At 41.7% G+C, this 25,874-nt stretch carries 19 protein-coding genes and 1 tRNA gene; 10 read left to right on the plus strand and 10 right to left on the minus strand.

Annotated elements, in window-relative coordinates; all coding sequences use genetic code 11:
* Positions 1 to 577: calcium-binding protein (locus tag LW728_RS18005; RefSeq protein WP_502845979.1), on the minus strand; the 577-nt coding region annotated here is incomplete at its 3' end.
* A 779-nt stretch (positions 578 to 1,356) separates the two neighbouring features.
* Here LW728_RS18005 and LW728_RS18010 point away from each other — a divergent pair.
* Together LW728_RS18010 and LW728_RS18015 are read left to right on the plus strand one after the other, a co-directional pair.
* Positions 1,357 to 2,322, plus strand: coding sequence for a M48 family metallopeptidase (locus LW728_RS18010; RefSeq protein WP_149977018.1), 966 nt, complete (start codon positions 1,357 to 1,359; stop codon positions 2,320 to 2,322).
* 245 nt (positions 2,323 to 2,567) lie between these two features.
* Positions 2,568 to 2,834, plus strand: a complete 267-nt coding sequence (locus tag LW728_RS18015) for a DUF6761 family protein (RefSeq protein ID WP_002739044.1) — start codon at positions 2,568 to 2,570, stop codon at positions 2,832 to 2,834.
* 81 nt (positions 2,835 to 2,915) lie between these two features.
* Here the strand turns inward: LW728_RS18015 and dacB are convergent, their stop codons facing one another.
* The gene (dacB, locus tag LW728_RS18020) at positions 2,916 to 3,803 is read right to left on the minus strand and encodes a D-alanyl-D-alanine carboxypeptidase/D-alanyl-D-alanine endopeptidase (RefSeq protein ID WP_287767486.1); all 888 of its coding nucleotides are present in this window, start codon (positions 3,801 to 3,803) and stop codon (positions 2,916 to 2,918) included.
* Positions 3,804 to 3,884: 81 nt separating this feature from the next.
* Positions 3,885 to 4,052, minus strand: a complete 168-nt coding sequence (locus LW728_RS18025; protein WP_159247994.1) for a hypothetical protein — start codon at positions 4,050 to 4,052, stop codon at positions 3,885 to 3,887.
* A 26-nt stretch (positions 4,053 to 4,078) separates the two neighbouring features.
* Between LW728_RS18025 and LW728_RS18030 the strand changes: the two genes are divergently transcribed.
* Entirely contained in the window at positions 4,079 to 5,059 is a 981-nt protein-coding gene (locus tag LW728_RS18030; protein ID WP_004267983.1) for an ABC transporter ATP-binding protein, read from the plus strand.
* Between the two features lie 48 nt (positions 5,060 to 5,107).
* On the opposite strand, the gene LW728_RS18035 is transcribed toward LW728_RS18030, so the two are convergent.
* Positions 5,108 to 5,740 carry a Uma2 family endonuclease gene (locus LW728_RS18035; protein ID WP_287767490.1) on the minus strand — a complete coding sequence of 211 codons (633 nt, stop codon included), beginning with the start codon at positions 5,738 to 5,740 and terminating at the stop codon, positions 5,108 to 5,110.
* A 179-nt stretch (positions 5,741 to 5,919) separates the two neighbouring features.
* Between LW728_RS18035 and LW728_RS18040 the strand changes: the two genes are divergently transcribed.
* From LW728_RS18040 to LW728_RS18060, 5 genes are all read left to right on the plus strand, one after another.
* Positions 5,920 to 7,911 (plus strand): DUF262 domain-containing protein, encoded by a 1,992-nt coding sequence (locus tag LW728_RS18040; RefSeq protein WP_287767492.1) that lies wholly within the window; start codon positions 5,920 to 5,922, stop codon positions 7,909 to 7,911.
* Positions 7,912 to 8,042: 131 nt separating this feature from the next.
* Entirely contained in the window at positions 8,043 to 9,236 is a 1,194-nt protein-coding gene (locus LW728_RS18045; RefSeq protein WP_287767494.1) for a lipase family protein, read from the plus strand.
* A gap of 42 nt (positions 9,237 to 9,278) precedes the next feature.
* Positions 9,279 to 10,049: an HAD family hydrolase gene (locus tag LW728_RS18050; RefSeq protein ID WP_287767495.1), complete on the plus strand. Its 771-nt coding sequence runs from the start codon at positions 9,279 to 9,281 to the stop codon at positions 10,047 to 10,049.
* A gap of 111 nt (positions 10,050 to 10,160) precedes the next feature.
* Positions 10,161 to 11,519: a thioredoxin-disulfide reductase gene (trxB, locus tag LW728_RS18055; protein ID WP_287767497.1), complete on the plus strand. Its 1,359-nt coding sequence runs from the start codon at positions 10,161 to 10,163 to the stop codon at positions 11,517 to 11,519.
* A gap of 172 nt (positions 11,520 to 11,691) precedes the next feature.
* A complete protein-coding gene (locus LW728_RS18060; RefSeq protein WP_287667848.1) occupies positions 11,692 to 12,522 on the plus strand; it encodes a metal ABC transporter permease in 831 nt (276 codons plus the stop codon).
* 246 nt (positions 12,523 to 12,768) lie between these two features.
* On the opposite strand, the gene LW728_RS18065 is transcribed toward LW728_RS18060, so the two are convergent.
* Positions 12,769 to 13,350, minus strand: coding sequence for a DUF3727 domain-containing protein (locus LW728_RS18065; RefSeq protein WP_287667845.1), 582 nt, complete (start codon positions 13,348 to 13,350; stop codon positions 12,769 to 12,771).
* A 47-nt stretch (positions 13,351 to 13,397) separates the two neighbouring features.
* Entirely contained in the window at positions 13,398 to 14,210 is an 813-nt protein-coding gene (surE, locus tag LW728_RS18070) for a 5'/3'-nucleotidase SurE (protein ID WP_066029631.1), read from the minus strand.
* A 57-nt stretch (positions 14,211 to 14,267) separates the two neighbouring features.
* Between surE and LW728_RS18075 the strand changes: the two genes are divergently transcribed.
* Positions 14,268 to 14,340 (plus strand) — tRNA-Arg (locus LW728_RS18075).
* 442 nt (positions 14,341 to 14,782) lie between these two features.
* On the opposite strand, the gene LW728_RS18080 is transcribed toward LW728_RS18075, so the two are convergent.
* From LW728_RS18080 to pdxA, 4 genes are all read right to left on the minus strand, one after another.
* Complete coding sequence (locus LW728_RS18080) at positions 14,783 to 18,184, minus strand: Eco57I restriction-modification methylase domain-containing protein (RefSeq protein WP_287767499.1); 3,402 nt, start codon at positions 18,182 to 18,184, stop codon at positions 14,783 to 14,785.
* A 544-nt stretch (positions 18,185 to 18,728) separates the two neighbouring features.
* Positions 18,729 to 22,058, minus strand: coding sequence for a helicase-related protein (locus tag LW728_RS18085; RefSeq protein WP_287767501.1), 3,330 nt, complete (start codon positions 22,056 to 22,058; stop codon positions 18,729 to 18,731).
* Between the two features lie 108 nt (positions 22,059 to 22,166).
* Positions 22,167 to 23,531, minus strand: a complete 1,365-nt coding sequence (locus LW728_RS18090; protein WP_287767504.1) for an NAD-dependent succinate-semialdehyde dehydrogenase — start codon at positions 23,529 to 23,531, stop codon at positions 22,167 to 22,169.
* A 264-nt stretch (positions 23,532 to 23,795) separates the two neighbouring features.
* Positions 23,796 to 24,812 carry a 4-hydroxythreonine-4-phosphate dehydrogenase PdxA gene (gene pdxA / locus LW728_RS18095; RefSeq protein WP_287767506.1) on the minus strand — a complete coding sequence of 339 codons (1,017 nt, stop codon included), beginning with the start codon at positions 24,810 to 24,812 and terminating at the stop codon, positions 23,796 to 23,798.
* 257 nt (positions 24,813 to 25,069) lie between these two features.
* Here pdxA and LW728_RS18100 point away from each other — a divergent pair.
* Positions 25,070 to 25,874 (plus strand): RNA-guided endonuclease InsQ/TnpB family protein (locus LW728_RS18100; protein WP_287767508.1); only part of this gene is annotated, 805 nt, incomplete at its 3' end.

The raw sequence follows: 25,874 nt of genomic DNA on the forward strand, positions 1-25,874 counted from the left end.
TAGTGCCAATAACATCATCAAAATTGGTCACCGTAAAAGTTAAGACCGGACCCCCCAATACCTGCAAATTGTTAGTCGATAGGCCTAAATTGACATTAATAGACGCGGGAGATGCTGCCCCGGAAGCATCAATTGTATTGTTGCTAAATCCAGCGTTGGCAATGATAGTTTCAACTTGGAACAGTTGATCTGTGGCTCCACCGCCTTTGAGAACAGAGCCAGTCGGTAGCAGGATAATGCTGCTGCCAAAACTGCCGTAATTGGCCACATCAGTCCCCGTACCACCATTTAAAAAATCACTGCCTAAACTGCCAAAAAGAGTGTCATTGCCAATTTCCCCTGAAAGATAGTCATCCCCACTACCGCCGTCGAGGAAGTCATCACCATCACCACCATTAAGGACATCGTTACCGCCTAGCCCAAAGAGTCTGTCGTTGTCAACACCACCCTCAATGGTGTCTGCGAGAGAGTTACCCGTGAGAGTGTCATTGCCCGTCAAGCCCAGAATTATCCAGTTATCCACAGCTAGTGCCGTGAAAGAGTTGAAGCCGAAGATGTCGATGTAGGTTTGAGGCATATTACGAAAGTTAATGTCAAGAAATGTTAATGTAAAAATATTAGTAGTTTAGTTAAGTTTTGTAAACCCCTTAATAAAACTTAATATTTGTTCGTGGAAACACCCTATCCCGACGACGGGTGCATCTCATACTGGCGAAAATAGCCACAATCGGCAATTATCGGTGACTCTCATTTAATACACATATACTAACAAGTACCTGTAAGCATCTCACCGAAAAGCTAATGTGCGCTGGCGTTTGGGGACGGCACTCTGATCACAGTCTTCTCCTCCCCAACGGGGGTTGGGAGGTAGAATACCGCAAGGGCTTGGATTGAGCGATAAAATCGGAAGTAATAAGTAGGTGGCTGTTAAAAATTGTCAGACACCCCCTGATTAAAGGTAGGACTGATTCATTCTCCGAATCTAATTCTTTTGTTGCTACCTTTAATCGCTTATGAGGTAAGCAAAGCACGACGTTTTGAAAAATTTTCAGATATTTATTCCGAGAAATCGACTAAAAACTTTGCCAGATAAGGATTTGAGAGAATGACATTTGAGAGAATGAAACGACCCTACCTGATCAAGGGGGGCAGGGGGAATCAAAGACAAAATCTATCTTCAATTTAATTGAAACCAATTACTTACTAATATCATTTTTCAAAAGTAATGAGAGACTTAGTTGATCATTTCAAAGCGCAATTGCTCTCTGAAAAGGGAATTTCGCTCTCAGATGTTAGTCACGATTATTGAAAATTGGTATAATCTAGGAGAAATTTTGACTTTCTTATTCTATTAATATGCCAACTTATCCTGATATCTCCAGTCAAGCTTTTAAACATCCCCTAGATCAGCAGGCTGAACAGGCATTAAGATCAGTTCCGGGGTTTGACTTATTAGCGAAAAGTTTTTCCGAATATCTCTATGAACGTCCCCAGCAAATTTTATTGATGGGCAATGATCTAAAAGTCGGCCCGCGTCAATACGCCACTTTATACGGTATCTATCGCCAATGTCTGCGGGATTTAGATATGTCCCCAGAACCGAATCTTTATGTCAGTCAAAACCCTTCAGCGAATGCCTATTCTTTGGGTTCTGAACATCCCTACATTGTCTTTAATACTGCCCTTTTAGACCTCTTAGATGAAGAAGAAATTCGAGTAATTCTTGCCCACGAATTAGGACATTTAAAATGCGATCATAGTATTTTAATTCAACTGTCTTTTTGGGTGATGGGGGCGGCTAATTTGCTTGGGGACATCACTTTAGGACTAGGAAAAGCCATTACTACTGGTCTAGTTTATGCCTTTTATGAATGGCGAAGAAAAGCCGAATTATCCGCAGACAGAGCCGCTTTATTAGTTACCGATGATTTAAATTTAGTCCTGAGAACTTTAATGAAATGTGCAGGAGGAAGTCAAAAATACCTGCATGAATGCAACTTAGAAGAATTTATTCGCCAAGGGGAGGCCTACCGACAATTAGACCAAGATAACTTAAACCAGATTTATAAATTTATCATTTATAATGGCGGTAATGGTTCCTTTTTAACCCATCCTTTTTCCGTAGAAAGAGTGCATTATCTACAGGAATGGTTTAACTCGGAATCCTATCGTCAAATTCGCCGGGGAAACTATGCCAAAACAGGGGTAAAAAGCTCAATTAATGTTGATGCTAATGATAGGGAAAGCGAAAGATTGCAGCGACAAATAGCAGAACTACAAGCAGAAATTGAACGGGCAAAAAGACAAAGAAACCCTGAATAATCTATACGAAGGCAGGAGACAGGATTCAGGAGATTGCCTTTATTTATTCTCCCTTCTCCCCACACCCTACACCCCACACCCTACACCCCACACCCCACACCCTTTACTGATCACTGAAAATTCTCTTGTCTGTGTTTTGCCGATTTGGTGAGTACAATAGAGGTATCGGGGACCGAGAATGGCAATTCTCCCTACGATGATCCATAAACACTTACCCCCACTCTCTTTTTTTTGTTCTACTGCCCATGCTCCAAGATACCCAATCCATTCGTTACTATCAAAGACTAACCGATGACATGGTGGATCTTTGGCACCGTGGCTCCCGTTTTGATGAGATCCGGCTATATGTAGAAGGCTATTTAGCCTGTTTACGCGATTCTAGTTCCATAGAACCCTATCTAATTCATCGTCTCGAAGAAGAAATATTTCGTTTTCTGCGAGATCCTTCTAATTTTGAATATCTCTCCCCCCAAACCCAAACCCAAACTGAGGCAGATTATGGCTATTATTAACCTTTACTCTTGCCTCATCTCCACAAGCAATTTAAATGCGCGGACAGCTGATCAGGACAATTGGGGATTTTTACGAGAGATTTACTGAGCTTGACAGGAACGAGATTGGGTCATCTGTAGAACAATAGTATCGATCGCTTTCACCAGGGCCTGTCCGGAAACCCGTTGATTATTAACGATAATGCTAAATAACATCGGTCCTTGGTTGGGGTGTTCTAGATAACCCGATAGGGCCCGCACACCGGTAAGAGTGCCGGTTTTAGCGTAAACTGTGCCAGTGGCGGCCGTCTGACGCATCCGGTTTCTCAGGGTGCCACTAATTCCCGCCACAGGTAAGGAAGCATAGAAAGTATCGCGATTAGGAGAATAATACATCACCCGCAAAATTTCCACGATCGAGCGGGGAGTAGCGGTATTACGGCGGGATAATCCCGAACCATCGGCTAAACGAAAACCACTGGGATTGATGCCCAATTGTGCCAAGATGGCAGTAACATTTTTAGCACCGCCGATAAAGCGAAAAAGAGTGTCAGCGTAGAAATTATTACTTCTCTGATTAGTGATATTAACCCAATCGCGCAGGGATTTTTTCTGAATTGTCGTTTCCGGGTTCATCACCTGTAAAGCGGCAGCCGTGGTAAATAACTTTGTATTAGAAGCGGGGATAAAATAGCGATCAGCGTTATGACTATAAATAACTGTTTGGCGATCTATAGATTCGATTAATATACCCCACTGATTGGGAGCTTGACCGATAACTTTATCTATATTTGCCCCGATCAATTGAGTACAGGTATTATCGATGTTATTGTTTTCTGGCGGGGGAACGTATAATTCTATGGATTCGTTCGACGAGGAAGGAGGGGGATAAACGGAGAGATTAACTTGAGCGATGCTAGGGTAGGCCAAAGCGATAGTGGCTACACTGGCCACTGTCAGGGAATTGAGGCAGTTGAGGAGTTGTTTCATGCTGTGTTTGTGTAAGAGTCTGGTTTCCGTAAGCGTTCGCCCTATTGTACCAGTTGCCGCTCAAGTGTCAACGTTACCTTTCTAACAGATTTTAGCGGCTAATTCACACCAATGCCAGAGAAGAAAGCTTGTCATAGCCCGGAACTGCACTGATACCGCTTGACTGGTGGGAATTTTTCTGGGTTCCAAAATCGTGCTATTTTGATACTGTTGACATTGCTGATGACAATTTGGGGATAATAGAAGCAAAGTCTAGGAAAAGGGATGTAAAACCCATGTATTCTGTCTCAGATGACTCCAAAACAATGACGAATACCAGCCGTCAAACTGTTCTAGAGACGTTAAACTTACAAAAAACTTATCGGACGGGATTCTGGTTAAATAAAAAAATCGAATCCTTGAAAAACTGTACTTTAATTGTCCATGAGGGCGAAACCTTTGGATTATTAGGCCCGAACGGGGCCGGCAAAACCACGCTCTTAAAAACCCTTTTGGGGATTGTCCGACCCACTTCCGGACGGGCCTTGATTCTCGGTCAACCAATTGGCGATCGCTCGGTCAGGCAACGCATCGGCTATCTTCCCGAAAATGCCTACTACTACGACTATCTCACCGGCTGGGAATTCCTACAATTAATCGGCGGCATTTTTAAGATTCCCTCTTCTGTGCAGAAAAAACGCATTCCTGAATTATTGGATTTAGTGGGATTAGACCGCAAAACTGCCCAGAAAAAACAATTGCGTCAATATTCTAAGGGGATGATGCAACGGATCGGTATAGCTCAAGCATTAATCAATGATCCCGAATTAGTCTTTCTCGATGAACCGATGTCGGGACTCGACCCTATCGGTCGCTATCAGGTGCGAGAAATTATTCAATCCCTCAAACAACAGGGGAAAACTATCTTTTTTAACTCTCATATTCTCTCCGATGTGGAACAAATTTGCGATCGCATTGCCCTGTTAGCTCGGGGAGAATTACTCTGTGTTGGTTCCCTCGACCAAATTCTCGGTCGTGCTGATGTCTATCAGGTGATTGTTCAAGGTGGTAGGGAGGATCAACTACAGCAATGGATACTCGGTTTACATTGGCGCGATAATTTTTGGCACGGACAATTACAGGGAGAACCCGATGCTTTTCTGGCTGCCCTGTCTAGTATGGATGCTCGCTTGATTAGTCTTAATTTAGCTCGTGCTTCCCTAGAAGAATTTTTTATCGACCAATTACGTCAGCGCGGTATGACCTCTAGTCAATAGGCACTCTCGGAGCAAATCCGTTTTTAATAGTAGCCAAGAAACATTCTCTCAGATTTGGTCAGGATTAATGCCCAATTCCCGCAGTTTATTGGCTAATCTTTCCGCTCGTTGTTTTTCCTCGTTATAGCTGGTGAAAGCTTGTCCATCGGGATAAAAAAGCAACATTTCTGGTTCCCCCAACTGAAAACGAATGCCTAAACGGGGACTAACCCAATTATCAAGGGTGTCAAGAATTTCTAGCTGATTTTCGCCTCTTATCCAACCACTGGCATCGTTTTTATGGGGATCATAAAGATAATACTCCTCGACCCCATAACGGTCATAAAATAGCTGTTTTTTGGCCATTTCCGTGAGGGTGTTACCCGGAGAGAGGATTTCAAAAACCACCTGAGGACTAATGTTATTTTCTAGCCATTGTCGATAGGAACCTCTTTCCCCTTTTGGTCTCCCAAAAACCACCATGATATCCGGCGCTTGACGCAGTTTATGATCATTTTCCACGGGATACCAAAGTAAATCCCCCGCAACAAAGACATCAGACTGCTCGCGAAATAGCCAGTCTAAATTAGTTTTAATTGTTGTGATCCAACGAAATTGCAAGGTATTATCGGCCATGGGTTGACTATCGCTATCGGGGTAGATAATTTCAGTGACGTTAGTTTTATCTAGTTGCGAAACCATAAGACTAAGTTAAAAGGGAAAAATATAATTCTATAATAGCGGGCATTTGTATTATATAGCAATTTGTCGGCTGGTTTAACAAGGCGTAACCCACCGCCAGGATCCTAGACAGTGCCAAATTGCTGTGTTAGAGTGATAAATACTAGGAATAATCGGTCTATCTTCCTATACTAGCCCCTATGCAAGCATCGGTAGTTACTCTTCAAGAAATTATTCAAGGCAACACACAATATATAATTCCACTATTTCAGCGCACTTATAGTTGGAAAAAGAAAGATTGGGAAGATTTATGGGATGACATAAGCTATTTGTACGGTCAAGAAAACCCTCGTCCCCATTTTATGGGTTCGATAGTTAAAACTCAAGTTTCGCCTAACTCCGGCGTGGTCAATAAATATCTGCTAATTGATGGACAGCAACGTTTAACGACTATTTTTCTGCTCTTTGCTGCTTTGCGAGACGTAGCGAAAGACCAACAAGAACAGGATTTAAGCGCAGAAATTGACAAAACATTTCTTGTTAATCCCTTTAAAAAAGGTTCTGATTACTTTAAAATTCAACCTACTCAGTTAGACCTAGAATATTTTCAGTCTGTAATCCGTGGCAAAATCATCGACAAAGAAAATACCATATCCCAGTGTTATTTCTTTTTTAAAAGAAAGATCAATGAACAATCATATTCGTTAGCTAAACTAACAGAAGTTATCTGTAATCACTTATCTTTGGTCAATATAACTCTTGGTAATGACGACGATCCCTACCTAGTATTTGAAAGTTTGAATGCCACGGGGCAGCCTTTAACTGAGGCCGATTTAATTCGTAATCATTTATTTATGAAGGTTCGTCAAGAGGAGCAACAGACACTATATGATAGATACTGGCTGCCGATGCAGGAAAAATTAGGAGATAATTTAACAGAATTTATCCGTCACTATTTATCAAAAAGTGGGGCAGAAATTAGAAATAACGAAATTTATTCTGCCTTTAAAAATAAACTAGCTGATAATAATCCCGCTCTCTATATAGAGGACTTATATACATTTTCCATGTATTATGCCAAACTAATCACTCCCAGGCTGGAAAATAATTCTAGTATTCGTAAATATCTCGATTCTTTTCAGCGTCTAGAGGTCTCTACTATCTATCCATTTCTTTTAAATTGTTATGATGACTGGGGAAATAGCAAATTATCTGAAAAGGACTTTATAGAGGTTTTAAAAACCCTTGAAAACTTTCTTGTCCGTCGTTTTGTTTGTGGTATTCAGACTCGCGGACTTAATAAAACTTTTGCTTTACTATATTCCCAAGTTCAAAAAGATGCTGCTTTAAACTCTGAACCTTTTATTAAAAGATTAAAAATCTCTCTTCAAAAGAAAGACTACCCAAAAGATAATGATTTTAAAGAAAAGTTAATAACCATCAAACTATACGGAGGAAATCGCAGCGAAAAAGCGAAAATTATTCTCGGTGCGATCGAAGAATCTTTTGGTCATCGAGAAACTGTAGATTTAAGTGATTCTCGCCTGACTATTGAACATATTATGCCGCAAAAACTAAATGATAAGTGGAGAGATTATTTGGGAACAGATGCAGATATTACCCATCAACTTCTTGTGCATACTTTAGGTAATTTAACCCTGACGGCTTATAATGGAGAACTGGCGGATAAAGATTTTTCTCACAAGAAAGAAGAACTCCATAAAAGCCATCTTGAAATTAATAAATACTTTGATAGTATTAACTCATGGCAAAAAGAAGATATCGAACAACGTGCTGAATATTTGGCCGACCGTGTTATAAAAATTTGGAGTTATTTTGGCGATGATTCGCTGCCGGTCAATGAAACTGCATCTGTCAAGGATACAAAACCCAAAAAACTAATTATTCGTGGTAAACAACAAACAGTAAAAACTTGGAAAGATGTACTAATTTTTACCTTGAATACTCTCTACGATCTAGACCCTGAAAAGTTTCAAGAGATTGTGCTAGAGTTTCCTCGCTTTTTATCGAAAGATGACACAAAATTTCGCCGACCTCAAAAACTTGAAAATAATGTTTTTATAGTAGAAACTAATTTTTCGGCCAAAGATATCCACTATTTTTGTGTAAAAGTAGTAGAAACTATGGGATTATCCTCAGAGGATTGGTCAGTCGAAAGAGAACCTAAATAATCACTCCACCATCTCTTGACAAATCGCATTAATTATATATTACTATATCTGGCTCTATCCTGATATTTTTCTGAAGCTAGAAGGGTATATTAAGAGAGATTCCGATCACCGCTTATTGAGATAAATCTATTATGCTTATTTACTTTATTCATGGAGTGGCCACAAGAGATGCTAGTTATGCCAATAAATTAATTAAACTAATTGAAGAAGAATGTAAACGCAAAAATCAGATTATTCCCTACTGTTATGCAGGGTTTTGGGGAAATGTTCTCAAAGGAACCGAAAAGTTATGGCGAGATATCGAGCAAGAATTACAGACACAAAAACAGAAAAATAGTAATTTTAACCCCGAGCAATCCTTTCGCTATCAAAACTTTAGAAAAGAGTATTTATCTTATTTTATCGGTGACGCATTTAGCTATTTAGGCAGCGATCGAGGAAAACAAATTCGCCGCATTATTGCCGATCAATTAATCGATCTTGTTCAAGCTTATCCCCAGGAAACCGAATTACATATAGTCGCCCATTCTTTGGGTACTGTAATCCTTTGGGATCTGTTATTTTCTGAGCGTTTTGATCCTAAGGATCCCGCTCATGAAATTCGTAATCTTATCGGTAAAGAACGGGGCAAACTTTCCCTATCTAGTGTGACAACAATGGGTTCACCGATCCCATTTTTAAATCTAACTCTAGGCATTGATACCAATCAAATTGAAAAATTTATTAGCCAGCATCAAGGCCAGCGTTTGCTCTGGAATAATCTGATTAATTCCTCCGATATTATCGCTTATCCAATTCGTCCTCTTTTTGATTCTATAACCGATGTATCCAAGATTTTAATGAGCGATTATTATCTAGAAGCGACTGGCAATATTTTTGATTCTGTAGAAATTGCTGCCGTAGTATTGAATTCCCTTAATGCTCATACCTATTACCTAGCATCAGATAAAGTGGCCAAAAATATCGTAGAGACAATTTATTTTGATCAGCAGGATTATAATCATGGCAATAGTTACAGTAATAACACTTGTGTTGATCTTGCCATAGAAAGAATAGACAAAATATCTGGAGTGACTAAAAATCTGGCAAAAATGAAACCTTTAAAAGAAAAAATATTACTAGAAGGTAAATTTAAAGATGCCAGTGGTTATATTTATTTAAGCTCAGATTTATATCGTGTCCATCATGTTTATATACAGGACAATCATCAAAATATTGTATATGCTGTATATGTGGGCTGGATTCATGTAGAGGGATTGAAAAATTCTGTCACCGAAATCATCAGACAGCTATGTTATGTCAACGATGAAGCAAAGAATAGCTAATAGCTGCGCTATACTGCCATTATTGAGATTAAACCAGCATTTATGAGTCAATCCCCCCGTATTCTAGCACTCGATTTTGATGGTGTTCTTTGTGATGGCATGATCGAGTATTTTCAGATTAGCAAACGCACCTATGAAACCCTTTGGCCAGAAATAATTCCCGAGGATTTTTTCCCGAGGTTTTCGCAACTTCGTCCCGTTATCGAAACCGGTTGGGAAATGCCTTTACTGTTGCGATCGCTCGTTCTCGATATTCCCGACGAGGAAGCTTTAAATAATTGGCCGTTAATTCGGCAAAATCTGCTAGAAAGGGAGAAAATAGCGAAAAAAGTTCTCTCAAATGCTCTCGATGGTCTTAGGGATCAATGGATTGAGTCGGATCTAGAGTCTTGGTTAACTTTACACCGATTTTATCAACCCGCGATCGATCGCCTGGCCTCTCTTTTAGACTCGGATTTTTTGGTCTATATCATCACTACAAAAGAAAGTCGTTTTGTCAAGCAATTGTTACAAAAAGTAGCAATTAATTTTCCGGCAGCGAGATTAATTGGCAAGGAAATTAAACAGCCGAAATACCTGACTATTCAGCAAATACTGGCTGATTTACCAGAATCTCCCGCTAATTTGTGGTTTGTCGAGGATCGTCTCGATGCGTTGGAATTAGTGCAGCAACAAGCAGATTTAAACGATGTGGGCTTATATTTAGCCGATTGGGGATATAATACCGCCCAAATGCGCCAAAAAGTCGCTCAAGATACCCGCATTAAGCTGTTATCCCTATCTCAATTTGCGGCAGACTTCACCCACTGGTAGAGTCGGTGATGGGGAATATTAAGGTAAACTATCTAACTTATCGTCGTCTAACCCACCCGACATTATCTGTTATAATAAAAAGCGTAGTCGTTATGAGTTGCATTTACGGTTATGACTGTCGAGAATTTAGTCGTTATTGGTTCGGGACCGGCGGGATATACGGCGGCGATTTATGCGGCGCGTGCGAACTTAAAACCCTTGATGTTTGAGGGTTTCCAAGCGGGAGGCATTCCGGGGGGACAATTGATGACCACCACAGAAGTAGAAAATTTCCCCGGTTTTCCCGAAGGAATCACCGGTCCGAAGCTGATGGAAAGAATGAAGGAACAGGCCGAAAGATGGGGGACCCAATGCTATACCGAAGATGTTATCTCGGTGGATTTAAGTCAGCGTCCTTTTACCATTCGTTCCACGGACCGGGAAGTTAAGGCCAATAGTATTATTATCGCCACGGGAGCCACTGCCAAACGCTTAGGATTACCCAGCGAGGCCCAATTCTGGAGTAACGGGATTTCCGCTTGTGCTATCTGTGACGGTGCTACACCGATATTTAGAGAGGAAAACCTCGCTGTCATTGGTGGCGGTGACTCCGCAGCCGAAGAAGCCGTATATTTAACTAAATACGGCTCTCACGTCCATTTATTGATACGCGGGGAAGCGATGCGTGCCTCGAAAGCAATGCAGGACCGGGTGTTAAATAATCCGAAAGTTACCGTTCATTTTCACACCCAAGCACTGGATGTGTTCGGTACAGACAGTAAAATGGCAGGACTACGCATTAAAAACTCGCAAACGGGAGAAATCAGCGAATTAGCCGTTAGAGGGTTATTTTATGCCGTCGGTCACACTCCCAATACTTCCCTATTCCAAGGACAACTAGAATTAGACGAGGTGGGTTATGTGAAAGTCAAACCGGGGACTGTTGCTACCAGCGTCGAGGGGGTTTTTGCCGCCGGAGATGTGCAGGACCACGAATACCGTCAGGCAATCACTGCCGCAGGTACGGGGTGTATGGCGGCGTTATTGGCAGAAAGATGGTTATCGGAGCATAATTTAATCCAAGAATACCGTCAATCAGCCAGTTCTGAACATTACGAGACGAAAACCGTTAGCGAAACCCCGGCCGATACGGAGGAAACTTTTGATATTAACAAAACCCGTCACGTTGGGGGTTATGCTTTGCGGAAATTATTCCACGACGGCGATCGCTTGTTAATGGTAAAATATGTTTCTCCCACCTGTGGCCCCTGTAAAACCCTGAAACCGATTTTAGATAAAGTGGTCGATGAGTACGATGGCAAAATTTATTTTGTGGAAATTGACATCGAAGCTGACCTGGAAATTGCCAAAATGGGTCAAGTAACTGGGACTCCCACGGTACAATTCTTTAAGGACCGGGAATTAGTCAAGGAAATGCGCGGAGTCAAACAAAAAAGCGATTTTCGTCAAGTAATTGAAAGTTATCAATAATCAGTTATCAGTTATCAGTTATCAGATGTGAGTTTTGAGTTTACTGTTTACTGAAAAAGCTCCCCACACCCCACACCCCACACCCCACACCCCACACCCCACACCCTAATTCATAATTCATAATTCATAATTCATAATTCATAATTCCCTAATTCATAATTCATAATTCCCTATGCTAGAGGCTTTACAATTTGATTTTATGCGCCATGCGATTGCCGCAGGAATATTAGTTAGTATTGCCTGTGGGATTGTGGGTACTTTAGTAGTAGTTAATCGCGTGGTTTTTATCAGTGGGGGAATCGCTCATGCTGCCTATGGAGGGATAGGAATCGGTTATTTTTTTGGTATTAATCCTCTGGTGGGGGCGATATTTTTTACCTTTTTTTCGGCTTTAGGCATGGGGTTTTTACAGCGTCGCATCCGCGAGAGAGCCGATACTTTAATCGGGGTGATGTGGGCGATTGGTATGGCGATTGGGGTAATTTTTATTGATTTAACCCCCGGGTATAAAGCTGATTTAATGAGTTATCTTTTTGGTAGTATTTTAACTGTACCGAGGGATGATTTATGGATAATGGCGGGCATAGATATATTAATTATAACCTTAGTTAGTATCTTTTATAAAGAGTTGTTAGCCATATCTTTTGATGAAACTTTTGCGATTATTCGTAATATTCCCGTGGAGATAATTTATTTAGGTTTAATGGGAATAACCGCTTTAACTATTGTGGCAGTAATGCAGGTAGTAGGATTAATTATGGTAATTGCTTTGTTAACTATTCCTGCGGCTATCAGTGGACAATTTGTTAAAAATATGAAGGCAATGATGGTCCTAGCGATTATCTTAGGAATTGTCTTTACTTTGGTTGGTTTATGGTTATCCTATAGTTTAAATCTCACCTCGGGGGCGACAATTATTTTAGTGGCAGGATTGGGTTATTTAATCAGTCTTGCTTGGAAACCTTTCATCCTCACTATCACCAGAAAAATAGCTAATCTTTAAAGCTCTCCCCTAGTTGTGGTGATATAGCATTTATCTTAATAGTGAGGTATAAGGTTTTTATTTTCGGGAGACAGGAGCCGGTCGTTAATACCAAGTTAGGTTATACTTCATCTTTATGATAAACGCCGTAATTTAAAGAAAAAATACCAAATCCGTGTTAATCGCAATGATGATGAAATCCCGAAAGATATACTGTGACTAGATTTATCAAAAGTTTTGCCCGGCGGATTTGGTAAAATCAAGTAATTAATCGAGTTCATCAAACAAAAGTTCCTCTAGAATTGGTCCCATACCGTCATCATCGGGGGAAACTAATTCAACTTTCCCTTCCCCATCACCGACAGCTAAGAATAACAAAGGAGCAAGGGGACTGTAAATCGAGTATTTTTGGTCTTCGGAAAAGAAACTGGCGAGAAATTGCAATTCTTCCGGCTCTGATGACGAGGAAGGAGCATCGCTATCGATTTCTAAACTGAGAACATTATCTTCTTCTAGGGGAGGCAATTCACCACTAACGGTTAAAGTGTGAGCAGTGGGTTTGAGCAATAGGTCTAATTCTGCTAAAACTGCCTTAGCATCCGCAAAAACCCGCTCGATTTCCTCGCTATCTTCGATTAAGAAGGCATCAGATTCTTCTTCCTCCGATTCCTCGTCCCAAGCTAGAATCATCACCGGGGTATCCACGGGGACAAGAAGCATATAGGTAAGGTCATCGGTTTCATAGGCATTCTCAATATAACAGTCTAGTGATCGACCTTGCTCATCCCAGAGGGTTATGACATCCGCTTCTTCGAGTTCGTTTTCTTGAAAATTAAATTGAGGGGACATAGGCTCTCAAACGCTAATGATTGAATCAGAATATCATGAGATGCTCCTCAATCAAGCCAAGAATTCCGGTGCAAATGTTGAAAACCCTGTACATCAGTTAAATTGTATTGTAGGGGCGTGATGGTGATAAAATTCTCGCCAATAGCGCGTACATCCGTAGGCACTTCCGGGGGTAAATGGCTGTAGTCCGGTTGTTCGATATCTTCCACCACTTCCCCAATTAACCAGTAATAACTTTTACCCCTGGGGTCCAGTCTTTTCTCGAAGGTTTCCTCGTAGCGTCGCAATCCCTGCCTAGTGATTTTCACTCCCTTGATTTCGCCACTACTAACCGGAGGGACGTTGACATTGAGTAAAGTGGGAACAGGAAAAGGGTTAAGGGTAACTTTCCTGACTAAAGTGAGGGCAAAATCCGCAGCCGGTTGGAAATCACAAGCTTTAAAACTGGCCAGACTAACGGCAATACTGGGAATACCTTCGATTAATCCCTCCATGGCCGCGGAAACCGTGCCAGAATAGAGGATATCAGTACCGAGATTAGACCCGTGGTTAATGCCGGCTAAAACTAAATCGGGACGCTCTTTGAGGACGGCACTAAGGGCAAATTTTACCGAATCGGCGGGAGTTCCCGAGCAGGACCAGGCAATCACATCGGGGTGAAAAATTCCTTCCACCTGTTCGGCCCGGATGGGATGGTGTAAGGTTAAGCCATGACCGGTGGCAGAGCGCTCGCCGTCGGGACAAACTACGGTGACTTGATGACCGGCGGCAGCGAGGGTGTTGGCAAGGGTGCGGACTCCTAGCGCGGAAATACCGTCATCGTTACTGATAAGTAATTTTAAAGAGCGATCGCTAGTCATGGGAAATTTCTACTCTACTGCGCCGGCTAGTGGTATAATGTAATAGTATTTTATCGTGGGTACGTAGCTCAGAGGATAGAGCACCAGGTTCCGGTCCTGGGTGTCGGGGGTTCGACTCCCTCCGTACTCGTTAAGTAATGTAGGGTTGATTCATGAATCAACCCTACCCTTTGGGGGTAGGAGTGCCTTTCTTGATACTCAAGGGATTGAGTATTACTTGCGATTTTATTGCTCAATCCAAGTTTTTGGGGGGTAGAACCCCCCAAACCCCCTAGAGTTGATTTATTGTAGGGTTGATTTATTGTAGGGTTGATTTATTGTAGGGTTGATTTATTGTAGGGTTGATTTATTGTAGGGTTGATTTATTGTAGGGTTGATTTATTGTAGGGTTTGATTTATTGTAGGGTTGATTTATTGTAGGGTTGATTCATGAATCAACCCTACCCTTTGGGGGTTTATGGGGTTTTAGTTCAATTTCCCCACTTCCCAATTCATAATTCATAATTCATAATTCATAATTCATAATTCATAATTCATAATTCATAATTCATAATTCATAATTCATAATTCCCTTACAGGTTTTGGTAAGCTTTGAGGGTGGCAGTTTTGACGCTTTCGGGGACGAGGGGAAAGGTAGTTAATATATGTTGAAATTCTGTTAGGGTTAATTCATACAAGTGGGCGACTATTGCATCTAATTTCGCTCTAATTGCCATTCTTTCTGCTTCTTCTGTTACTCCATTTTTATGGGAACCTATCCCCACTTCTTTCGCTAATTGCTCAAATTCTTCTGTGGTACAAATCAATTTTGCCGCATTTTCTACTATCTCCTGAAAGTATTTATCTTCCTCTTTTAGTCGGGGGATAGGTAGTTGATATATGTAGAAAAAATTTATATTAGCAGATACCCGATGACGAAGGGAATAATCTAGCACAAAACTATTCCAGATAGCAACCAACAATAAACATTCTTTATTGTTGGTTGCACGATTAACTTCTTCTTGAAAATGTACAATAGATTGAAAGTTTTCTCCATGAAAAGCAGGAGGTATAATGGTAGCTATTAAAGTTCTAGCATTAGTGCTACTGGCAATTTTACGAAATCCAGTTCGATAGGTTTGATAGTCTAGTATCTGCTGATTATCTGGCAATTTTCCTAATATTGCTTTTCTTCCTTCTGATTCATTTATCCAATAGCGCGGTTGAGATAAACCATGGCTGAACTGTTCAATCATTTTTCCTTCGTAGAGGGGTAGTCTTCCCTGTGCGGGTTCAGTTTTAAATAAATGACTATCATTAGTCATGTGAAATTCTGATGTTAACTTGAGATTCCATGTATCGGGAAGGGTTTCTCCTAGCAGGGGAAAACGAGACATTTTTTCTGCGATATGAATATCTATATCTTGTTTAAATTCCATTACCGAGAGGGAATCGGGGGATAGTTTGCGGATTAAATCGACGCTAATTACTAAACTATCTTTATGGGGAAAACGTTGTAATTCCTCAACATCGTGACGCATAAATTCCACAGGAAAGGAAAGAGTTTGTTTATTTTTCTCAAAAGTTAAGATAGCAATCTTAAAACTTCTATGGACATTTTCAAAAATTTCTTTACGATTTTCAAAACAAAATAATCCTGTCAGGTTTGTCTGAGAAAATAACATTTCCCGCAGTTGCTTGGTTCCTAAATCGGTATAAATTCCACTGGGAACAACTATTCCACATTCTCCCCGGGGATGGAGGAGATTAAAACATTGTTCAACAAAAAGCTTATAGAGATTAATATCCGTCCCTTGCTTTTTACCATTGACAATAGAGATTTGATTTTTATATTGTTCCGAGGAACGAAAATAGAGACTAACGTGGGGGTATTGACTTTGATATTCTAACCATGCTTGAGCGATTTCGGGATTAGTTAACAGTTTTTTCTGTTCCTTTTCAAACGTCTTGATGTCCATTTTATTTTTAGTCACCAAGTCGCTATGCTGAGAAAAAAATTCTTTCGCTTGGGGTTTAAAGACTTCCCAAGGGGGATTGGTGATAATCACATCAAAACCACCTTTTTCTGTAATCAGTTTATCGAAGTGATAACCCCAGTGGAAGGGTTTCAGGGATTGCATATCAGAGAGAGTTAATAAACGTTTCTTTGCTTTTCCCGTTAATTGTGCGGATTCGTACTTAATTGACAACTTACCGCTAAACTCATCTAAGAGAATTTGGTTTAATTTCTGCACCGATTCGCGGTTGACATCCTCGATGTGATTGCGTAACATCTGGAGACGGTTTTCTTGGGGGGTTCCCTCTACTTCTCCCAACCGAAAAGCGTGTTCTTTGTATAATTCAATACTACGATTTTTTTCTGCGAGAATTGTCTGATAATTTTGCGCGGTGAGGGTTTGCATGAGATTAAAACTTTTTCCGTCCACGCGAATTAAACCGATGAGGGAATTTCCCGACATGATATTAAAATCAATATTCGGTAAGGGTTCCAATTCTGTCACCGATTGTGCGGCAGCAACTAAAGCGAGAAATAAACGCAGTTTTGCGATTTCCGTTGCTTCCTCCATGATATCGACACCGTAGAGGTTATCGGAAATAATTCTTTTTTTGATGTAATATCCGAGAGAGGGATGGGATTTTCTTACCTCTGTTAACCACTGTTTTAATTTACTGTCTCCCCGTAGTTCAATTGTCCCAATCACCGCGCTATAAATTCCGATTAATGTCTTCATCGCAGCCACTAAAAAAGCACCGGAACCACAGGCAGGGTCTAAAATAGAAAGCTGGGGAAGAATATCTTCAATCAGAAGCTGACAGAGGGGAGAATCGAGATTAATTAGTAGTTCAGAAATACTGGCAAATTGTTTGCGGGGATAATATTGATTGCTTCTCTCGACAATCCATTTATTAATCGTCCTATCACAGAGATATTCAGTAATCTCCGGACGGGTATAGTAAGCACCGAAAGCTTTTTGGTTGATATACTTTTCAAAGATATATCCCAAGACATCGGGGTTAATTTCGTCATCGCTTCCCCCCGGAGTGTCGTCAAGGTTCCAAGAGTAACGGGAGAATAAATCGAGGATATTCTCAAATGCTTGGTCATCAATACAAATGTTTTGATAAAGATTTTCGAGGGGATGTTGGAGAAATAATCCTCCGTTAAGATATTTGACTTTTCCCACCAATGCAGTTACTGTCTCATCTCGTTGGGATTCCGGTTGAGCGAATGCTTGGAAAAAGAGGGTTTGCAGAAACTGACGATAAAATAAATTTTTCCCGCGTCGTTGACTTGCTTGTAATTGGTTTTGCAGATAGTTGAAGTCGTTATCGATAAATCCCTTGCGCTGCAGGAAATAGACGAACATTAAACGATTGAGAATAACCGAAGTGTACCATTTTCGATCGCTTTCTCGATCGATTCCTTGGATAAAAGGGAGGAACTGTAAATGCTCTCGCTGAAATTCCTGATAAAATTTCTTGGTAATCTTTTCGATATCGAAACCTTTTTGTAAGCGATGGGCCACCTCCACCACGGAGGGTTCCCCATCTTCAAAATCGGTGATATCGAGGACTAATTCCGCTAGTTTACCGAGAAATAAATCTCCCGGTTGTCCTTTTATATAAAGATGGTCACGGATATAACTTTTACTTCCCTCTCTTTTTACCCAGTACCATAAACTGCGTGTCCGTCCCCCATCGACGAAAATTAGCAGATTTTCGGCAATTCTTTCGATAACTTGCTGGTGAATGTCCCGACGAAGTTTCGCATCGGGTATATCGGTAGTTGTCACCTCTAATACTGCTACTCCGGACACTTCCGCAATCCGTTGACAGGGATATTCTTGATTGTCAACGGTGATACTAACAGTTTTTTTTGCGCGAGGATGAGACCATCCCAATTCCTCGATAAACAGTTCCCCAAATTGGAAGTTAGATAATAAGTCACGAGTCCGGGAGAAGTTGAGGGACATATTAGACCTCTTGGAAAAATTAAAAATTGTTGTTAGGGTTAGGAGTCAAAAGGTTTGATCCCCCTAAATCCCCCTTGATAAGGGGGACTTGAATTGGTTAGATCCCCCTAAATCCCCCTTGAATTGGTTAGATCCCCCTAAATCCCCCTTGATAAGGGGGACTTGAATTGGTTTGATCCCCCTAAATCCCCCTTGAATTGGTTTGATCCTCCTAAATCCCCCTTGATAAGGGGGACTTGAATTGGTTTGATCCCCCTAAATCCTCCTTGATAAGGGGGACTTGAATTGGTTTGATCCCCCTAAATCCTCCTTGATAAGGGGGACTTGAATTGGTTAGATACCCCTAAATCCTCCTTGATAAGGGGGACTTGAATTGGTTAGATACCCCTAAATCCTCCTTGATAAGGGGGACTTGAATTGGTTTGATCCCCCTAAATCCCCCTTGATAAGGGGGACTTGAATTGGTTTGATCCCCCTAAATCCCCCTTGATAAGGGGGACTTGAATTGGTTTGATCCCCCTAAATCCCCCTTGATAAGGGGGACTTAAGAAGGTTGAAATAAACCCAAGGAACAAATAATCTGAGGTTCTTGGGTGGATTCTTGTGGGTGAACAATACAGAGACGGTCATCTTTATATAAAGATACCAGTAAGTCTGCCAATTGTCGGTCACTGATGCCGGTTCTTAAACCACGATTTAAGCGATCGAGAGCCGACTGTCTGAGGGGATAATGATACAATTGGTCGAGAGCCTTGCATAAATCCTCATGAGCAAATAGATCATCCTTACTATCTTGAGAATACCTTTTTAAGCGCTCGTAGGTCTTAAATTTTGCTCCCGTCAATCGTCCCAATTTAGATCCGGAGTTGTTTTCCTCCTCCGCGATTAATTCTGTCCCTTTTTGTACTAACTGATGGTGTTGGGGATGGGGGGGAATGGCCGGGGTTTGGGGATGACAGGCAGCGGACCGTAAAATAGTTAATTGGGATTGAGTCACACTATTTCCCTGCTTATCAATCCATGCTAAAGCATCATTCCCCCCGGCAGTTTTTAGATAAACCATGACTCCCTCCGGATGGGTTGCTGTCCCACTATGGCAACGGGTAGAATAAACCACCGGCGGCAGAGTCTCTATGGTATGTTTTAAACTAGGGTCAACTTCGATCGCATTTTTCCAAATTTGATACGCTTCCGAGGTTAAATCCACTTCTTGATCCTCCTCCTCATCGATAACCTCAGATTTTTCATGATACAGATCTAATAAAGTCTGGTTATCCATCTCCTCCTCAAAAAATACCTCATCGGTCCCCACCACGTCCGCATTCTCTCGCAGTCTTTGAGATAGTCTCGTCCGCAGTTTAATAATTCTCTCCACTCCCTCCGCAGGTAAAAAGGAATAACAGAGAATCTGACTTGCTTTTTGACCGATTCTATCTACCCTTCCGGCCCGTTGAATCAGGCGAATAATTGCCCAGGGTAGGTCATAATTAACGATAATGGCACAATCCTGTAAATTTAACCCTTCACTCAAGATATCCGTCGCAACCAAGACTCGTATTTCTTCCCCCACTTGCTGAGAATTACTGCGGGGACTAAAACGATGGACCATTTCCGCAGGATTAGCAGAGTTTCCCGTCACTCCCGCAATCTTATCCACTCCCCGATTTTGCAACTGAGTGACTAAATAACTGACTGTATCGGCAAATTGGCTAAAAATTAACACCTTTTCTCTGGGATGATTCTCCTCTAACAGCTGCCATAACTTCTCTAGCTTTTCGTCGGTCTCCGGCTGCCAGGTCCCACAGGTTTGCAATAATGCTATTAAAGCCAAGGCATCAGATTTTAGGTCTTTTTTCAATGCGGGTTTAAACACCTCGGGGTTAATCCACTGAAAGCGCTTGCGATAATCACCGCTATACTTTTGATACACTTGTTCGGCTCTTTTTTGATACTCTTTTTCTAATCCGGTTATCCCCCCAGTCTCCTCGGTTTCTATACTTTCATCTTCTCCCTGAGTGACTAAATCCTCATCCAGATAACGAGTGTCTAACAAAGCTGGATCCTGACTCCCGATGGGAAGGGGTAAATTATTGGCCATGGCATGAAGGAAAATATAGTTACGGAGAATATGACGGTCAAGGGATTGCAGGAAAGCATACCCCCCACTCTCCAAACGTTTAAATAAATTCGTCCGACAAAAACCCATTAATCTTTTACCCGCACGGGATAGACTTTTTAAGATGGTTTCTTCCTCTCCTGTCCCTTTGCATCCTTTAATTAGATAATTTCCCAATCCGTAACGGGGTAACTTCAATCCGTTGAGAGTTATCACCACTGCTTCCGAATATAAACGCGCATAAACCGAGTCTTGTAGGTCAAACTTGATTGTCTTTAGTTGTCGTTGGGGAAGATAAACCCTCGACCCATCAGCAAATTTTAGATACCGACGACCCTGTTCGTCTTCTGTAGCATAATTATTTTTGATAAAACCGCGAGTCCGTCTAATCATATAGAGACGCATTAAGTCTCTCCAGTCGTCGGGAGAGTCACTTTTTTCAAAGGCTGCTAGGGACCTAACCGAAGATTGGTATCTGCGATTAAATTCGATTTCTCCTCCCAGAGATTCTAGTAGTCTTTCGGGACGAATTCCGAGATTAGTATCCTCTTGAATGAATAAACGCAGTTGATTGGACAGGTCAAGATAGTTTTTATTGTAGGGAGTCGCAGTCAAGAGAATACAGCGACTTTCATTGGTGTTAATGTACTCCTGTATCACCCGATAACGTTTACCCTCCCGATTGCGTAGGTTATGACTTTCATCGATAATTACTACCCGATAGCGCCGCAGATTGGGTAATTCCTGCATAACCTGACTTAAGGGGATAATTTTCGCTCTTAATTTGTATTTATAGCTGTAATCCTCCCACATGGTTAGGAGATTTTTCGGACAAATAATTAAGATTTCTAAATCGTAGTCTTCCTGCAAAATATATGCTAGAATGGAAGCGATGCGCGTTTTTCCTAACCCCACCACGTCGCCAATTAGTACCCCACCGCGTCTTTGCACATAACGAGCGGCAATTTTAATGGCCGATTTCTGAAAATCTAGTAAGTCTTGGTCAAACTGTCGGGGAATTTTGTATTCCGCTAAACCGGCTCTCGCTTCAAAGGAAAGATGGTAAGCTATTTTTAAATAGATATGATAGGGGGGAATAAGACTTTCCCGGGCCCAACTTTCGTTAATCACCTTGACAATATCCTCGGATATATCCCAACACCAAGCATCGAACCAACGATCATTAAACCACTTTTGTAATTTGGCACAAGCATCGTGGTCAAGGACATCAATATTTAATTCTCCCTGCTGTTGTAATCCCGCAAAAGTTAGATTACTACTACCCAAAAATCCCACCGTTGGGTTATTGACATCCTGTCGATGAATAAGGTATAATTTAGCATGGAGATTATAGCCCAAAAATAAGCGAATTACTAACTTACCCGATTGAATTTGTTTTCCCAACCGTTGCAAAGCTGCCTGATCTCGATTGCTAGGATTTCCCCAAGTTAATTGTTGGCAAAAATCCTGAACAATTTGTTTTCTTAAACGAGCGCAAGTAGCCTTATCTATATCATTTGAGCGCTTCAATAAAGACAGGGATTGCTGTAGTAATTCCTGGGGTGCTTGCTGCATACCAATCAGCAGACGACAACAGGACAAATCACCACCGAGAAAGTGATCAATATAGGTATCAATGGACTGCCAACCGCGCAAATTAAAATAACCCACACAAAAATCAGCGCGTTGGGATGCTAATAAACTTTCGCGTAAAATTGGCAATAAATGGGACTCAATATTATCAATAATACGCGGCATATTTTTAATCCGTAGGGTACGATCTTCGATAGTGTAAACTAGCGATAATTATGGTGAGTGATTTTGGTTATGGTGGTGGGTTACGCGTTGCTAACCCACCCTACTGATTTACTTAATCCAAACAGTTTTAACGTTGACAAATTCGCGAATACCTTCCACACTTAATTCCCGTCCAAAACCGGAACGTTTAATCCCCCCAAAGGGTAAACGAGGATCGGATTTAACCATCCCGTTAATAAACACACAACCGGCCTCAATTTCGGTAATTAAACGCTCAATTTCTGCGGGGTTATTCGTCCAAGCACTAGAACCCAAACCAAAGGGACTATCATTAGCTAAAGAGATCGCTTCCTCGATATTTTTGACTCGAAATAGTAAAGCCACTGGTCCAAAAAATTCCTCTTTTTCCCCCGGAGAACCAGCAGGAATATCGGTTAAAATCGTCGGTAGATAGAAGTTACCTTTTCCCTCTAAACGTTTACCCCCCACAAGGACTTTACCACCCATAGCGACGGTTTTTTCCACTTGAGCGGCAATTTCCGAGACGATCGATGCCGTGGCCAAAGGACCAATATCAACAGTTTCATCGAGGGGATCACCAACTTTTAAAGCTTGGAATTTAGCCACTAATAACTGTTCAAATCGATCGGCGACAGTTTCCATGACAATAAACCGTTTAGCGGCGATACAAGTCTGACCATTATTTAACAATCTTGCCGTCACTGCCGTAGCCGCTGCCACCTCGATATCGGCAGTATCTAAAACGATAAAAGGATCACTACCTCCCAACTCCAAAACCACCTTTTTGATCTGTTTTCCGGCGGCGGCTGCTAAACTGATCCCCGCCGGTTCACTACCAGTTAAAGTGGCAGCTTTTACCCGTTCATCGTTAATTAAATCACTAACGCGATCGGCCCCGATCAAAAGAGTTTGAAAAGTGCCTTCAGGAAAACCAGCTTCTAATAAAATTCTTTCCACCGCTAAAGCTGATTGGGGAACATTAGAAGCGTGTTTGAGTAGGCCGACATTTCCCGCCATTAAAGCGGGAGCAGCAAAGCGAAATACTTGCCATAAAGGGAAATTCCAGGGCATAACCGCTAAAATTACCCCTAAAGGTTGATAACGGACAAAACTGCGACTAGCATCGGTGGTAATCAACACATCTTCCAGATAACCGGCGGCATTATCGGCATAAAAACGACAAACCAAGGCACATTTGAGGACTTCTGCGATCGCTGATTTGATCGGTTTCCCCATTTCTAAAGTCATGGTTTTAGCCAATGCTACCTGATCCCGTTCCAAAATATCCGCCGCTTGCCGTAACCACTGTCCCCGTTGACTGATGGCGGTGCGGCGATACTGCTGAAAAGTTGTCTCAGCTAGGGCCAATTTCGCCGCCAATTCCTCCGAGGTTAGAGGGGTAAAAGTCTTGAGAATTTCTCCAGTGGCAGGGTTAACTGAAGCGATACCCATATCCCAATTGTCTCCTATCGAGCGCTATATCTCTAGTTTAGTTCTCCTGTTGTCCCGCTGCTCACACTAATTTGGCGATCGGGATTAGGATTCAGGAGATAGGAGTCAGGAGATAGGAGTCAGGAGACAGGAGATAGGGTGATAGGGTTTTGGGGTGATAGGGTGATGAGACAGCTTCCCCACTTCCCACTTCCTAATTCATAATTCATAATTCATAATTCATAATTCATAATTCATAATTCTCATCTCCCCAACCCCCAACAGCTAAAACCCATCTGTACGGCGCTGCTGACATAATTCGATCGCTAATTGGATCGCCGCTTGCATACTCTGGGGTCTAGCGATGCCAAGACCGGCGATATCAAAAGCCGTCCCGTGGTCTGGAGAGGTGCGAACAAAAGGTAAACCGATGGTAGTGTTAACAGCACAGTCAAAAGCCATTAATTTGACGGGAATTAAGCCCTGATCGTGGTATAATGCCAGATATGCGTCGGCGGGTTGTCCTGCACCGCTAAACCAAGCGCGTCCCGGTTCCACCCAAAGCGTATCGGGGGGGACAAGGCCGATTAATTGGGTTTGCGGGTACTGCTGCGCCATTGACTCTAGCCAAGGCTGTAACCAGTCCTTTTCTTCCCTTCCCAGTTTTCCCGCTTCGCCACTGTGGGGATTAAGACCGGATATGGCGATTTTTGGGCGATCGATGCCGAAATCTAGCTTTAAAGACTCGATCAATAGGTCTAATTTTCGGGTCATCAGATCGGGGTTAAGAGTATCGGGAACTTCTCGCAGGGGGATGTGGGTAGTGGCGAGGAGAGTGCGTAAGTTATAGCCAGTGTGAGGGGATTTAGCGACGAATAGCATCCCATAACGGTTAATTCCTGCCATGGTAGCTAAAACCTCCGTTTGACCGGGGAAATCATAACCGGCCAACTGCCAACAGGATTTAGCGATCGGACCTGTGACAATACCGTCAAATTCGCCCTTGAGGGTGCGTTTTATGGCTTCTTGCAGGTAAAGAAAGCTAATTTCACCACTATGGGCATCCCCACGCCCGAAAACGATTTTTTCTTGATTGTAGGGCAAATCGATCAGAGAAAAGCGATCGAGGAGATGGGGATCGTGATAGGCTTTTTCGAGAAGCGTTCTGGTGCCGATTAGAGTAATCTGACAAATAGACGAGATTGGGGAATCGGCGATCGCTTTTAACACCACTTCAGGACCGATCCCGGCGGGATCACCGACGGGGATAACTAGACGGGGAATAAAATAGGCGGATTCCATAAATTTTGGCCGTCAATATTGCTAATTCTCCCGATTAATCTCATCGTTGACAATTATCAGGAGGGAATAAATCAGTAAACAATCTTCAGTTTACCTAAAATGTCGGATGAATGCCGCCGCTAAATTTTTCCACAAGACATCAACCTTTGCGGGGTATGAAATCCGACCAGGATATTGACTGCGAAGCACGATTTTAATTCTACCATTTGTAGGTAAACTGTGTTATACTTAATTGATCCAGGGTCGAGGATTAATCAATGCTAGTCGTAGAAGCTAAGTTAAAAAACGGGACACCAGAACAATACCAAAGACTAGATGAAGCAATTAGGACATCTCAGTTTGTGCGTAACTCTTGTGTTCGTTATTGGATGGACAATAAGGGGAAAACCCGCAATGATCTCCAAAAACTTTGTGCGATACTAGCTAATAATAAAGGGACACCTTGGGTTAATAAATTAAACTCTCAAGCTCGTCAATCGGCTGCTGATAGAGCCTGGCAATCAATTAATAGGTTTTACCAGAATTGTCATGCTAAGATACCGGGTAAAAAGGGTTTTCCTCGGTTCAAAAAGCATAGCCGTTCGGTTGAGTATAAACTAACGGGCTACAAACTATCTGATGACCGACGTAAAATCAAGTTCACCGATGGTTTTAAAGCAGGAGAATTTGATTTATGGTGTAGTCAAAAGACCTTAGTTTATTATTCAGAACAACAGATTAAACGGGTAAGAGTTGTTAGACGTGCTGACGGTTATTATTGCCAGTTTTTAATTGACGTAGAGCGGCAAGAATACCATGAACCAACGGGACAAATAACAGGAATTGACTTAGGGTTAAAAGAGTTTTATACTGACGCTCAAGGTAATACTGTAGAGAATCCCCGTTATTTAAGAAAGTCAGAAAAACGACTAAAAAAAGCACAACGACGATTATCAAAACTATTTCGTCAAGGAAAGAAACAGTCTAACAACTATCACAAGCAACGGATAAAAGTAGCTAAACTTCATCTTAAAGTGTCAAGACAACGTAAAGACAAAGCAATTAAAGACGCTTTGGCGTTAG

It is taken from the genome of Microcystis sp. 49638_E5 (assembly GCF_021300285.1).
GTDB classification, from domain to species: domain Bacteria; phylum Cyanobacteriota; class Cyanobacteriia; order Cyanobacteriales; family Microcystaceae; genus Microcystis; species Microcystis aeruginosa_C.